Origin of the sequence: Streptomyces sp. NPDC057543 (genome assembly GCF_042801895.1) — a bacterium.
GTDB lineage: Bacteria > Actinomycetota > Actinomycetes > Streptomycetales > Streptomycetaceae > Streptomyces.
On sequence record NZ_JBHVFF010000239.1, the window covers coordinates 1 to 13,884 of the forward strand.

The 13,884-nt window shown below is 73.0% G+C and carries 9 protein-coding genes; all 9 read left to right on the plus strand.

The features are described from left to right. The coding region (locus ACFU8Q_RS30740; protein ID WP_384460002.1) for a YcaO-like family protein at nt 1–1,452 on the plus strand (1,452 nt) is incomplete at its 5' end. After that, nucleotides 1,442–3,370, plus strand: coding sequence for a TOMM precursor leader peptide-binding protein (locus tag ACFU8Q_RS30745; protein WP_384460005.1), 1,929 nt, complete (start codon nt 1,442–1,444; stop codon nt 3,368–3,370). The genes ACFU8Q_RS30740 and ACFU8Q_RS30745, both read left to right, overlap by 11 nt. Before the next feature lie 45 nt (nt 3,371–3,415). Beyond that, nucleotides 3,416–5,017 carry a nitroreductase family protein gene (locus ACFU8Q_RS30750; protein WP_384460008.1) on the plus strand — a complete coding sequence of 534 codons (1,602 nt, stop codon included), beginning with the start codon at nt 3,416–3,418 and terminating at the stop codon, nt 5,015–5,017. Between the two features lie 14 nt (nt 5,018–5,031). Further along, nucleotides 5,032–7,809, plus strand: a complete 2,778-nt coding sequence (locus ACFU8Q_RS30755; RefSeq protein WP_384460011.1) for a lantibiotic dehydratase — start codon at nt 5,032–5,034, stop codon at nt 7,807–7,809. Next, on the plus strand, nt 7,797–8,936 hold the full coding sequence (locus ACFU8Q_RS30760) for a lantibiotic dehydratase C-terminal domain-containing protein (RefSeq protein WP_384460014.1): 1,140 nt from the start codon (nt 7,797–7,799) through the stop codon (nt 8,934–8,936). The genes ACFU8Q_RS30755 and ACFU8Q_RS30760 overlap by 13 nt, the downstream gene beginning before the upstream one ends. After that, nucleotides 8,933–10,093 carry a peptidase M50 gene (locus ACFU8Q_RS30765; RefSeq protein ID WP_384460017.1) on the plus strand — a complete coding sequence of 387 codons (1,161 nt, stop codon included), beginning with the start codon at nt 8,933–8,935 and terminating at the stop codon, nt 10,091–10,093. Before ACFU8Q_RS30760 ends, ACFU8Q_RS30765 begins: the two co-directional genes overlap by 4 nt. A 46-nt stretch (nt 10,094–10,139) precedes the next feature. Continuing rightward, a complete protein-coding gene (locus ACFU8Q_RS30770) occupies nt 10,140–11,132 on the plus strand; it encodes an ABC transporter ATP-binding protein (protein ID WP_384460019.1) in 993 nt (330 codons plus the stop codon). Further along, nucleotides 11,132–11,887 carry an ABC transporter permease gene (locus ACFU8Q_RS30775; RefSeq protein WP_384460022.1) on the plus strand — a complete coding sequence of 252 codons (756 nt, stop codon included), beginning with the start codon at nt 11,132–11,134 and terminating at the stop codon, nt 11,885–11,887. Before ACFU8Q_RS30770 ends, ACFU8Q_RS30775 begins: the two co-directional genes overlap by 1 nt. After that, nucleotides 11,884–13,830 carry a TOMM precursor leader peptide-binding protein gene (locus tag ACFU8Q_RS30780; RefSeq protein WP_384460024.1) on the plus strand — a complete coding sequence of 649 codons (1,947 nt, stop codon included), beginning with the start codon at nt 11,884–11,886 and terminating at the stop codon, nt 13,828–13,830. The genes ACFU8Q_RS30775 and ACFU8Q_RS30780 overlap by 4 nt, the downstream gene beginning before the upstream one ends. Nucleotides 13,831–13,884: the final 54 nt, after the last annotated feature.

Sequence of the window (13,884 nt, forward strand, 5' to 3'; positions counted from 1 at the left end):
TCGACGTCCTGCTGGTCCTGCGCCGCCCTGCGGCTGGGCGGCGCCGGCGGCCGGGCCGACGCGGCGGCCGCGGACCTGTGGAGCGGGCTGGCCCTGGGCACAGGTACCCCCGGCGCCCGGCCCGCGGGACCGCTCGCCGCGATGCTCGGCAATCTGCTCGGGTACGAGGTGTTCCGCCTGGTCACCGGCGCACTGCCGGCCGAGACCCGGGGCCGGCTGCTCATCCAGGACATGGCGTCCTTCGACGTCGGCTCGGAGCCGCTGCTCGCGCACCCCCGCTGCCCATTCTGTGCCACCCCCGCCGGTACCCCGGAACCGGTCGACCTGGCGTCGGTCCCGCCGCGCCCGGCATTCCTCCCTACGGTCGCCACCGCCCCCGACGACGACGCCTCCCGCGGCCCGCTCGCCGAACTCGAGCGCCGCTCCGCACTCGTCCACCCGCACGCCGGCGTCTTCACCCGGTACGCGGACGAGCCCCTGACCCAGACTCCGCTGAAGGTGGGCTCCGTCGTGCTCGGCCTGGGGCCGCGGGGGTCGCGGACCATCACCGCCTTCGATGTCCACCACACCGCCGGGGCCCGGCTGCGGGCGCTGAACGCAGCCGCCACCGTCTACGCCGAGCACGTGGTGCCCGCCGTCCCCGCGCAGGCCTCCCTCGACGAGCTGCCCGCCGTGGCCCCGGACGCGCTCACCATCGCGTCCGGCACCGGTGGCGGCGGCGCGGCCACCGTCTGGACCCCCGCCACCTCGCTCGTCACCAAGGAGGCGGTGCGGGTGCCCGCCGGCGCCGTACGTCCCTTCGGGGCGGACAACGCCGACCGTCGCTTCGAACCTACGCGGGCCGGAGCGGGCGCGGGAGCGGACCTGCCGGAGGCTGCGGCCTCCGGTCTGCTGTCGGCGCTCTCCCACGCCGCCCTGCGACGGGCGGTCGGGGATGCCGCGGACGTGGCGGTGATCGAGCCCTCGGCCTTCGGCGACGACCCCGAGATGACGTTCCTGCTTCGGTCCACCACCCACCTCGGCCTCTCGGTCGAACTGCTCGACCTCGGTGAGCGGGCACACTCCGGTGCGTGCGTCGTCCTGGCGAGGACCGTGTCCCCCACCGCACCCGCCCGCTGGGCCGTCGGGTCCGCCCTGGACCTCACGGCGGCCGCCGTGGATGCCGTACGGGACCTGCTCGGCGAGGCGCAGCTGGCGGCCGAGGCGGAGACGGACGCCCCCGACGCGGGCGACCCGCTGCTGCGGGACCTGGACGCCGCGCTGATCCCGGTGACCCGCGACGAACCGGCGAAGGCACCCGGTCAGGCCGTGGAGTGGACCCGGATCCTCGAACGCCTCGCTGCCGACGGCCGGGACGCCCTGGTCGTGCCCACGCACGCCGCCGACCTGCCCACCGCGGGCATCCACACCGCGCGTGTCCTGCTCACCCGGACGGTCACCGATGCCGGCTGAGCCCATGACCGGGCCCGGGCGGACCGCCCGGGCCGGGTGCTCCCGCCGGTTCACCGGCGCCCTGCGCGATGCGCTCGACGAGGTCGGGGCCGTCGCGAGCGGCCCGGCCCCGGCCGTGGCGGTGGCACCCCTCGGCGTCCAGGACGCGTACACCGCCACCCCCGCGCACGGCGCCTTCGACGCCGGGGCCGCGCCCGTCCCCGTGCACCTGTACGGGCGTCAGGTGCTGGTCGGGCCGTGGCCCGCCGACGGCCGGGCCACCGGGTGCGGGACCTGCCTGGAGCGCCGGTGGCAGGGCGTGCGCTCCCTGCCACTGCGCGAGGGGCTCGAACTCGGCTCGGGAACCCGGTCGGTGGGCGAGTGGCCGTACGGCATCCCGTTCGCGGCCACCGCCGCGGCCGCGCTGGTGGCGGGTCTCGCCGGCGCGGAGCCGGCCCCCGGCCCGTATCCGCGGGTGCACCTGCTGGACCTGGAGGCCATGACCGTACGCAGCCATCCCCTCGTCCCCGACCCGGAATGCCCGGCCTGCGGTGTGCCGGAACCGGACACCGCCGAGTCGGCCGCGCTCACCCTGCGGCCCACGCCGAAGTACCGGCCGGGCGCCTTCCGGGTGCGCCGGATCGAGGACTACCGGCTGCCCGTGGACGCCTTCGCCAACCCGCACTGGGGCGCACTGGGCTCGTCGGTGATCTGCGACGTGGCTTCCACCACCACCTCGGCCACCATCGGCTGCTTCTCCACCCGCTCCGGGGAATACCTGCGGGAAACCTTCTGGGGCGGTCACACCGACACCTACGCGCGCAGTCAGCGCATCGGGGTCCTGGAGGGGCTGGAGCGCTACGCCGGGATGCGCGCCCGGGCCAGGACCACCCGCCTCATCGCCTCTTACGACGACCTCGGCCCCGACGCCGTCGACCCCCGCGAAACCGGTCTGTACGCCGAGGAGTTCTACCGGGCGAACCCGCGGGTACGGCCCTTCACCCCGGACCGGGAGATCCCCTGGGTGTGGGGCTGGTCCCTGCGGGACGACAAGCCCCGCCCGGTCCCCGAGATCCTCGCCTATTACCACGCGCCGGGCCTGGAGAACCGGTTCGTGCAGGAGAGCTCCAACGGCTGTGCCTCGGGCGGCAGTCCGGAGGAGGCCATGTACTTCGGACTGATGGAGGTCATCGAGCGGGACGCCTTCCTGCTCGCCTGGTACGGGCAGGCGCCCCTGCGGGAGATCGACCCGTCGACCAGCACCCGCCGGAGCACCCGGCACATGGTGGACCGACTGGCCATGTACGGCTACCGGGCCCGCTTCTTCGACACCCGGATCACCTTCCCCGTACCGGTGGTCACCGCCTGCGCCGAACGCTTCGACGGCGGCGTCGGCCGCATGTGCTTCGGGGCGGGCGCCGGGCTCGACCCCGAGTCGGCCCTGGACTCCGCGCTCTGCGAGATCGCCACCGACTCGGTCAACCTCGTCGGCCGGACCCGGCGCAACGAGGTCCGGCTGCGCGCCATGGCCGCCGACTTCGACCAGGTCACCACTCTCCACGACCACCCCCTGGTCTACGGCGTCCCGGAGATGGGCCGGCACGCCGACTTCCTGCTGCGGCAGCCGGGCCCCCGCCGTCCGCTCGCCGTCGCCGACCTGGCGTGGCCGGACGACGACGGTGCCCCGGTGGCATCCGACCTCCGCGAGGACCTGCTGCGCGCGGTGGGCGCCGTCACCGCCGCCGGGTTCGACGTGGTGGTGGTCGACCAGACCCTGCCCGAGCAGCGCGCCCTCGGCCTGCACACCGTGAAGGTCCTGGTGCCCGGCCTCGTGCCCATCGACTTCGGCTGGTCCCGCCAGCGCGCCCGCCACATGCCCCGGACGGTGTCCACGCTGCGCACCACCGGCCTCAACCCCGCACCCCACCCGTTTCCATGACGGCCCGCCAGTACCGCACGCCACATCGAAAGGGGGGCCGACCCCATGGGGTTCGCCCATGAGTACGCCGACGCCGTCCTGCATCGCGGCCGCATCCCGATGGAACCCGCCGACTTCGTCCCCGACTGGGCCGACGGCCCGCGCAAGGGCAAGTTCTACCCGGGCGTGGAACCCTGCGCCCTGCCGAACGGCGACGACCTGGCCGACGCCCCGGCCGGGCGCGGCCTCCTCCCGCGGCCCGGTGAGCCCGTCGGCCCGGGCGGCTTCACGCTGCCGCTGCTGTCCGCGATGCTCAAGGACTCCTACGGGCTGACCGGTCGCCGCCTGGGCATCCAGGCCAACAGCGACCTGTCCGGCCTGCCGTTCTACACCCACGCCAACTGGTCCCGGGGCACCGCGGGCGGCGGCGGGCTGTACCCGGTCAGCATCTACTGGGCCTCGGGCCCGTCCGGCCCGCTCACCCCCGGCATCCACTACTACGACACCCACCGGCACGCCGTGCAGCGGCTGTTGACCGGCGACGTCTCGGCGCGGGTGCGCGAGGCACTCGGCCCCGACGCGCCCGCCGAGGCGCGGGAGACCGACCAATACCTGATCCTCGGCGTCAAGTACTGGCAGAACGCGTTCAAGTACAACAGCTTCTCGTACCACGTGGTCTCCACCGACGTGGGGACCCTCGTCCAGACCTGGCGGATCTGGGCCGGTGCCCGTGGCCTGCGTACCGCACCGGTGATGTGGTTCGACGAGCCCCGGCTGAACGGCCTGCTCGGCACCGTCGGCGAGGAGGAGGCCGTCTTCGCCGTCGTCCCGCTGCGCTGGGAGGGCTCCGGCCCAGTGTCGCGTACGGCCACCGGTCCGGACCCCGCGGTCCGGCACCGGGACGTCGAACGCTCGCGCACCGTGCTGGAGTTCCCGACGGTGCTCGCCATGCACGCGGCGACCGTGGCGGACGCCACGGGCCGCCCCGCTTCCGGCGCGCTCGCCGCGGCAGCCGCCCTGCCCGCCCCCTCCGACGGCACCCGGGTCGCCCTGCCCGCTCCTGCCTTCCCCGAGGTGCCCGTACGCCGGGCCCTGCGCACCCGGCGCAGCAGCTTCGGCCGCTTCGACGCGGCCCGCCCGGTCACTTCCGCACAACTGTCCGCCGTCCTCGCAGCCTGTGCGGCGACGTCCCTGGACAGCGACGCGGACCCGGACGGCACCGTACGGACGGTGCGGATGTACGCCTTCGTCAACCATGTCGCGGGCATCGAGCCGGGTGCGTACGTGTACGACGCCGAGGCCGGCGACCTGCTGCTCGTCGAACCGGGCCCGCAGGGAGCGTTCCTCCAGGACACCTACTTCCTGGCCAACTACAACCTGGAGCAGGCGGGCGCCGTCCTCGTGCCGACGGTACGGACGACGGCCGTCCTGGACGCGGTCGGCGACCGCGGCTACCGGCTGGCCGTCGGCACCGCGGGCGCCGTGGCCCAGACGTTCTACGTGGCGGCAGCCGCGCTGGAACTGGGCGCGGGCGTGGCACTGGGCTTCGACAACGTCGCGTTCATCGAGAAGCTCGGCCTGGGGGACGGCGACGAGGCCCCCCTGCTGATCATGCCTCTGGGCAACGAACGCCCCCGGCCCGCCGACTTCCGCCACGAGATCGCCTGACGGGAAGACCTGTGATGACACTCATGACGTCCGATACCGCTCCCCGGCGCCCCGCCGGGTGGGAGCCGGGCCGGCGCTTCCTGCTCCGCGCCGCGGGCCTGCCCGTGGAGACCGTCCACGGCCTGCGCTGCGCCGGTACCCGCCACTGGGCCGACCAGGTCCTGGCCCAGGAGGATCGCCTGACCGAGGGCGGCGCCGCCCTCAGCGACCTGCTGCACGATCTGGTCGAGTCGGCCGACGCGGAGGGCAGCGATGCCCGCCGCGCACTGCTGGGGCTGCGCCGCCAGGTGTTCAACAACCGGCTGCCCGCCGACCCCGAGGCCGCCGTCCGCCTGGTGACCCAACTGGACGAGGCCGTCGGCGCACGGGTCTCCGGTTGGCTGGACGACCGCGTCCGGTACGGAGAACTCATCGGCGAGGGAGCCGAGTTGCTGGCGGGTGAGCTGCGTACGGCGCGCGCGGAGCTGCGCGGCGCGCTGTCCCGGGACCGGCTCCGGCTGGGGCTGCTGCTGGCCTCGCCGACTCTCGACAGCCGGCTCGACGCCTACCTGCGCGACGCGAGCGCCGTGCCCGGTAAACGGATGCGGAAGATCGAACGCTCCGCGCTCACCTACCTCTACCGCACGGCCTGCAAGACCAGCCCGTTCAGCACCCTCACCGCCGTCGCGGCCGGCACCTTCGACGACGCCCCGGACGACGGCGGCGCGGCCCTGCGCATCGGCGGGACGTGGCGCAGCCATGTGCGGCTCAATGTCGTCGCCCTGGGGCGGCTGGCCGAGCTGATCCTGGACGACCCCGTACGACGCCAGGACCTTCCCGTCGTCCTGTCCCCGGGCTGGCGGCACGACGAGGACCGCATCCGCTACGTACGGCAGTGGGTGACGACGGGCGACGACAGCGCCTCCGTGACCTTCGACGCGGTCCGCGACCGGCTGTTCTACCTCCGCAGGAGCGGCACCCTGGAACGCCTGATCGCCCTCTTCGGCAGCCGCGACGGTCTGCGCCACCGCGACCTCGTCGGCTGGCTGCGGGCCGAGCACGGCGCCGACCCGGGCGAGTGCGAGCGGTACGCCACCGCACTGCTCCAGCTCGGCATGGTGCAGGTACCGTGCCTGCGCACCGATGTGCACAGCCCCGACCCGCTGCGCTCCTTCCAGCAGGCCCTGCGCGCCCTGGGGGCCCCGTGGGCCGATTCGGTGGCCGCCGGCCTCGACGGCCCGGCCGCCTGCCTGGCCGCGTACCCGGCCGCCGGGCTCGCCGAACGGCGGACCCTGCTGCACTCCCTTCGGGATCAACTCCTCGACGTACAAAGGGAACTGGGCGCTGCGGAACCGGCGCTCCCGCAGACCCTGCTGTACGAGGACGTCAGCGCCGGCGACGATCCGGTCCGCGGGGGCGGCCTGCTGACCGGTGCGACAGGGCAGGCACTGCGGGAGGTCGAGGGCATCCTGCCGATGTTCGACATCACGCTGCCCCAGCGCCTCACCCTGCGCGGCTTCTTCGTGGCCCGCTACGGACGCGGCGGACGCTGCGACGACCTGCTCGGCCTCGTCCACGACTTCCACGAGGACCTGTTCGACCAGTACGTCTCCTTCACCGGCAAGCGCAGCACGTTCGACGAGAACGGCGAGTACGTCCCCGAGGAGAACTGGCTCGGCCAGAGTTCGCTGCGGACCCTGGACGACGCCCGGCGCCGCTTCGTGGCGGGCATGCGCGAGCAGTGGGAGAAGAACGGCGCATCCGGCGAGATCCGGCTGCCCGGCGAACTGCTCACCGCCGTCGGCGACGAACTCGCGCCCTTGGTGGGTGACTTCACCCCGCAGAGCCATCACATCCAGGTGGCCGCGCCCGGCCCGGAGCGCCCCGGCGGCCCGCTGGTCGTGCTGAACCGCTCGTACGGCGGGCTCGCCTTCCCCTTCAGCCGATTCACCCATGTGTACGACGGGGCCGGTGACGCCGGTCCGCCCGCCGGGCCGGGGCTGTCGGACCGGCTGCGTGCCGAACACCGCGCGCGGCAGCCCGACGGAGCGGTGTTCGCCGAGCTGACCGGCGGCCCGGTCACCAGCAACCTCAACCTCCACGGCAGACTGACGGACTATCAGATCGTGTGCCCCGGCGAGACCGCCACCGTTCCGGAGGCCGACCGGCTGCACCTGGACGACCTGTACCTGGAGCACGACGAGGACACCGACCGTCTCGTCCTGCGTTCGCACCGGCTGGGGTGCGAAGTCGTCCCCGTCTACCTCGGCTACCTCGTCCCGGTGGCCCTGCCGGAGATCCCCCGCACGCTGTTGCTGCTCTCGCCGAGCACCATGACGCCGCTCGACATCTGGGGCGGCGTTCCCGAGGCCGAGGCCGTGGACGGCGTCACCCGCAGGCCTCGGGTGGTCCACGGTGACGTCGTGATCGGCCGCCGCAGCTGGACGGCGGACGCCACCACGCTCCCCGTCCGCCGCCCCGGCACGGACGAGGCGTGGTGGTACCTGGACTGGCAGCGCTGGCGCCGCGCCCACGACCTGCCGGACCAGGTGTTCGCGACGGTGCTCCGGGACGGAGGCCGGGCCCTGGGAGCCAAACCCCTCTACCTGGACTTCGACAGCCCCCTGTCACTGACCGCGTTCGACGCCCTGGTGGAACGCGAACCGGGTATCGCCGTGGTCCTGCGCGAGATGCTCCCGGCCGAGGACGGACTGCACCTGACGTCCGAGCAGGGCCGCCACGTGGCCGAACTGGCCGTAGAGACCTTCACCTCCCGCCCCCGAACCGAGGACCGCCCGACATGCCGGAACTGATACCGCCCCGCCCCGCCCGTTCCGGATCCACGACGACACAACCGGGCGAGTGGATCGCGCTGCACATCTTCTACGCCGCCAGCCCCCAGCCGATGCTCGTCAACTGCATCCGGCCCCTGGTGGGACGGCTCACCGAGGAGGGGCTGCTGAGCGGCCACTTCTTCATCACCTACTGGCTGGAGGGCCCGCACGTCCGGTTGCGCCTCCGCCCGTGCGGCCCCGGCGTCGCCGCCGAGGTGAAACGCCGCGCCGAGGAGGCGCTCACCGAGTTCCTCCGCACCCGCCCCGCCCTGTACGAGGTCGACTCCGGCTTCCTCAAGGACTTCTACAACGCCCTGTTCGACATCGAGTTCCCCGGCGAGGACCGGAACCGGTACATGGGCGCGGACGGCCGGATGAACCTGCGGCAGAACAACTCGTTCAGCCAGGAGCCCTACGCCCCCGAGTACGCCAAGTACGGCGGGCCGGTGGGAGTAGAACTCGCCGAGTGGCACTTCCGGCACTCCAGCGACCTGGTCATGGACGCCTTCCGCACCATGAACCTGCATCTGCGCACCGTGCTGCTCGGCACCTCCGCCCAGCTGATGATGGTGATGGCGAGCTGCTTCCTGCCGGAGGAGGACCTCCTCGCCGACTACCTGGACAGCTACTACGAGTTCTGGCACCGCGCCTTCCCCGGCACCGGGTTCATCGGCTCGAAGGAGTACGAGCGCACCTACGCGGAGATGGCGCCCTCGCTGGGCCGCCGGTTCGCCGAGATCCGTGCCGCGGTCACGGCGGGCGAGCTGGAGCGGCTCCCCTCGTTCCTGCGGGGCTGGGCGGCCCACTGCCTCGAACTGCGCGACCGCATCGTGGACCTCACCACCCGCGGCGAACTCCTCTTCCCCGCCTGGGAGGGGCCCGCGCGGGAGGACACCGGCCAGGAGCGGACGGAACCGGCCGACGCCGCCCCGCTGGAGAAACTCACCCAGGTGTCGGCGGTGCTGCCGCGACTGCTCTCTCCGTACATGCACATGACCAACAATCGGCTGCATGTGACGATCCGCGACGAGGCGTATCTTTCCTTCATGCTCGGTCAGGTGCTGCGGGAGCCGGGCGCGGCCGCGGCGAAGGCGGCGGACGCATGACCCCCGCCCCCGACAGAGCGGCGCCACCGCCGGACACACCCGCACCGGCCACGGCCGCCCACGCAGCGGCGCGGGCCTACCGCCCCGCGCTCCGGGACGGTGTCCTGCTCAGCCCACCCCTGCTGCGCGGTCCCCGCACCGTGCACCTGCTCAAACACCCTGTCACCGGTGCCGCGTTCGAGGCCGGGGTCAAGGAGCACTTCGTCATCTCCCGGCTCGACGGAACCCGGAACCTCGACGACCTCGCACCCGAGTACGCGGCCCGCTTCGGCCGCCGCCTCGCCGAGGACAACTGGAACCTGCTGCTCGGGCTCCTCGGCACCCGCGGCCTGCTGGCCGGCGCCCCCGATCCACCACCCCCGGCGCCGGCCCCGCAGCGCGCCAACACCTTCTGGCGCGGCACCCGCCGGATGGTCGCCGACGCCGACGCGACGACCTCACGACTGCACCGCGTGCTGCGCCCCCTGCTGCGTGGTGCCGTCCAGCTCCCCCTGCTGGCCGCCGTCCTCGTGATGGTGCTGACGCTCGCGCTGCACATCGGTGAACTCCTTGACGGGACAGCCGAGTTGATCAGGCAGCCGGTCGTCCTGGCGGCCGTCGCCCTGTTCCTCTGGTTCAGCATCACCGTCCACGAACTGGCCCACGGAGTCGCCGCCCAGCAGTACGGCGGCCACGTCGCCGAGATCGGACTGCGCTGGCGGTTCCCGGCCGCGATGCTGTACTGCACCGTCGACAACTACCTCTTCATCCCCGGCCTGCGCGCCAAGCTGGTGGTCGCCGGAGCGGGCGCGTACATCAACATGCTCCTCCTCCTGCCGTTCGGGGTCTGGTGGTTCGTACTCCCCGTGGACGACCCGACCCGCTCCCTCCTCGCCGGCCTGCTGCTGCTCGGCAGCGTCCAGGGACTCAGCAACCTCGTCCCGCTGCCCCCGCTCGACGGCTACCGCATGCTCGGCCACGCCCTGGGCACCGCCCACCTCGCCCCCGAGACCCGGACCTATCTGGCGCTGCGCGGGAGCCGGGGGAGGGCCGAGGCCACTGCCACCTACCCCGGCCGGGCCCGGCGGATCTACACGGCGTACGGGATCGGATCGGCGGTCCTGCTCCTCCTCGCCGTGGCCGGCACCTGCACGGTGGTGCTTCTGCTGCTCAAGTGACCCCGACCCCGCGAACACAACCCGACCACAAGGATCCAGGCACCACATGAGTGAGGTACAGGCCATGCCATCCACACCCGCCGAAGACAACCCCCCGACCACCGCCGTGCACGTACAAGGGGTCTCCAAGCGGTACGGAGACCGTCAGGCCGTGGACAACGTGTCCCTGGAGATCCACCGGGGCGAATTCTTCGGCCTCCTGGGCCCCAACGGCGCGGGCAAGTCCACCCTGGTGGAGATCATGGAGGGACTGCGCCGGGCCGACACGGGCTCGGTCGCCCTCTTCGGAGAGTCTCCCTGGCCGCGCAACACCGCGCTGCTCCCCCGCATCGGCGTACAGACCCAGTCCTCGGCGTTCTTCGTACGGCAGACCGCGCACGAACACCTGCGTACCGTGGCCGCGCTGTTCGGTGCCTCCCGGGCGGCCGCCGACGCCACCCTGGACTCCGTGGGGCTCACCGAGCAGCGCGACGTGCAGGTGGAAAGCCTCTCCGGCGGCCAGCGCCAGCGCCTGGCCATCGCTTCCGCCCTCGTCCACGGCCCCGAGCTGATCTTCCTCGACGAGCCGACCGCCGCCCTCGACCCGCAGGCCCGCCGCGCCCTGTGGGAGGTACTGCGCGGGCTGAAGGCCGAGGGCCGCACCATCGTCTACACCACGCACCACCTCGACGAGGCCGAGGCACTCTGCGACCGCATCGCCATCCTCGTGAACGGCTCGATCGCCGTGACCGACTCCCCGCACAACCTCGTCGGCGCCTCCGAGGTCCCCAGCCGGCTGATGCTGCCGCTGGGGCGGCTGGACGAACACGAGGCGGCAGCCATCTCCGGTGTCGACCGGGTCACCGTCCAGGGCGGCTCCCTCGTCCTGGAGACACGCACGGCCGGCCAGGTGCTCAGCGCAGTCGACCGGATCACCGGACTCGACGGCGTACAGACCCGCAGTGCCAGCCTCGAGGACGTCTACCTCGACCTGACCACCCGGCTCACCGGTGCCCCGCAGGGCGCCCGCCGGAACACCGAGAACACGGAGCAGCAGTAATGAGCGCCTACGCCGCACTGACCGGAGCGGGATACCGCGCCCAGGTCCGCGACAAGACCACCCTCTTCTTCACCTTCGCCTTCCCGCTCCTCTTCCTCGTCGTCTTCGGCCTGATCTTCCGCGGTCAGGACGTCGAACAGAGCGGCCTGTCCTACCTCTCGTACACCGCCGCCGGAGTCCTGTCCTGGGGTGTGGCGAACGCCGCCGTGTTCGGCATCGCGTTCACGCTCATGCAGTGGCGCACGAACGACATCCTGCGGCTGATCCGGATGTCTCCGGCCCCGCTGTCCGCCGTCATCGGCTCCCGCTACGTCATCGCCCTGGTCGTGGGCGCCGTCCAGTCGGTGCTGTTCGTCGGCGTCGCGATGCTGCCGCTGTTCGGCCTCGAACCCGCCTCCGGCTGGCCGCTGCTGATCCCGGTGCTTGTCCTCGGCATCACCACCTTCCTGCTGCTCGGCGTGATCATCGGCTCGTTCGCCAACACCCCCGAGTCCGTCGCGGCCGTCGCCAACTTCCTGATGCTGCCCATGGCGTTCCTCTCCGGGTCCTTCTTCCCGCTCGACGCCATGCCGTCCTGGCTCCAGAAGCTCTCGCTCGTCATGCCGCTGCGCTACCTCAACGACGCGGTGTCCCACGCGCTGGCCGGGCGGGGTGACGCCTCCGACGTCGCGGTGGGCTGCGCCGGACTCGCCGTGTTCGCTCTCGTCTTCGGCGCGATCGCCGTCAAGACCTTCCGCTGGACGAGGTCGTCATGACCACCGCGACGCGGCAACTGCCACAGCCGATGGACCTGGCGCGGGCCGGGCTCCGCTCGGCGCTCGCCGGCCGCCTCGGCCACGACACCCCCGTCGTCCCCGTCGGCACCACCGACGCCGCCCTCGGCGACCGGGGAGGCCCGGACCCCTGGGCCGCCGTCCGCGCCGGGGCGCGTGTCCATCTCACCGCGTCCGCCGTGCTCGTGGGGCCGTGGGGCGGCGACGGCACCGCCCCCGCCTGCGGACGCTGTCTGGCGATGCGCTGGCAGCGGCTGCGCAGCCGCAGCGAACGCGACGCGCTGGAGACCGGCGGCCCCGACGGCCCCCGCCCGGCCGGAGCATGGCCACTTCTCACCGATCACACCTACGACGCCGTCGCCGCCCTCTGCCGGGCGGTACTGGACGACCCGGGCGCCGAACCCCCCACCACCGGGCCCGCCGACCGCAGCCTGCCCCAGGTGTCCCGCCTCGATCTGAGGTCCCTCCGGATACGGACGTACCCCCTCCTCGCCGACCCGCTCTGCCCCGACTGCGCCCCGCCCCGCCCCCCTGCCGACCCCCGCCCGCTGACCCTGGCCGCGCGGCCCAAACCCGACCCCGGCCGCTACCGGCTGCGCCACGCCTCCTCGTACGCCATTCCGGAGGAGGCCCTCGCCAACCCGGTATGCGGCGCGCTCGGCGGCGGCACCTGGCTCGACGTCACCTCCCCGACCACCGCGCCGGTCGCCGGCAGCGTCTTCGTACGCGGCTACGCCGGGCTCAACGACGTCACCTGGAGCGGCCAGGAGAACTCCTTCTCCACCAGCCGCACCCTCGCCTTCCTGGAAGGCCTGGAGCGCTACGCCGGAACCCACCGGCGCGGCCGGTCCACCCCCGTCACCGGCTCCTGGAACGAGCTGAAGGCGGACGCGGTCGACCCCGCCGTCTGCGGCTTCTACGACCCGCGCACCTACCGCGACGACCCGCTGGTCGACCCGTTCGACCCGGACCGCGCCATCCCCTGGGAGTGGGGCTGGTCCCTGCGCGACGACCGGCCGGTCCTGGTCCCCTCCCGCCTCGTCTACTACAGCGCCGGCCTGGCGGCCGACAACTTCGTCTTCGAGTGCTCCAACGGCTGTGCCATCGGCGGCTGTTTGGAGGAAGCGGTCCTCGGCGGCCTCCTCGAACTCGTCGAGCGCGACGCCTTCCTCAACGCCTGGTACGGCAACGCCCGACTCACCGAGATCGACCTGGCGACCGTCGGCAGCCGTACCGTCGCCGTGATGGCGGAACGGGCCGCGCTCCAGGGCTACGACGTACACGCTTTGGACAACCGCGTCGATCTGGCCGTCCCCGTGGTCACCGCGGTGGCCGTACGCCGCGACGGCGGCCCCGGCATCCTGTCCTTCGCGGCGGCCGCCTCGCTGGACCCGCTGGGCGCGGTCGAGGGCGCCCTGTCGGAAGTGCTCACCTACATCCCGCACCTCTCCCGGCAGACCGAGGAGCGCCGGGACGAACTGGAGGCGATGGCGGACGACTTCCACCAGGTCCGTCACCTCAAGGACCACGCCCAGCTCTACGGACTGCCGAGGATGGCCGAGCACGCCCGCAGCTATCTGGAGCCACTGGCCGTACTCCCCTTCGACGAGGTCTACCGGGGCTGGGAGTCGGCCGGCCGGCCCCGCACCGGCGACCTGCGCGACGATGCCCGGGCCGTCATCGGCGAACTCGTCCGGGCCGGCCATGACGTGATCGTCGTCGACCAGACCACCCCGGAGCAGGAACGCGTGGGCCTGCGCACCGTCAGCACCCTGGTGCCGGGACTCCTGCCCATCGACTTCGGCTGGAACCGGCAGCGGGCCCCTCTGCTGCCTCGCCTGCGCACCGCCCTGCGACGCGGCGGCCACCGCACCACGGACCTGACCGACGCCGAGATCCGCATGGTCCCGCACCCGTTCCCGTAAGCGGCCGGTGTCCTGGAATCGCAAGACGCCCGGTACCCGTGGAAACGGGTACCG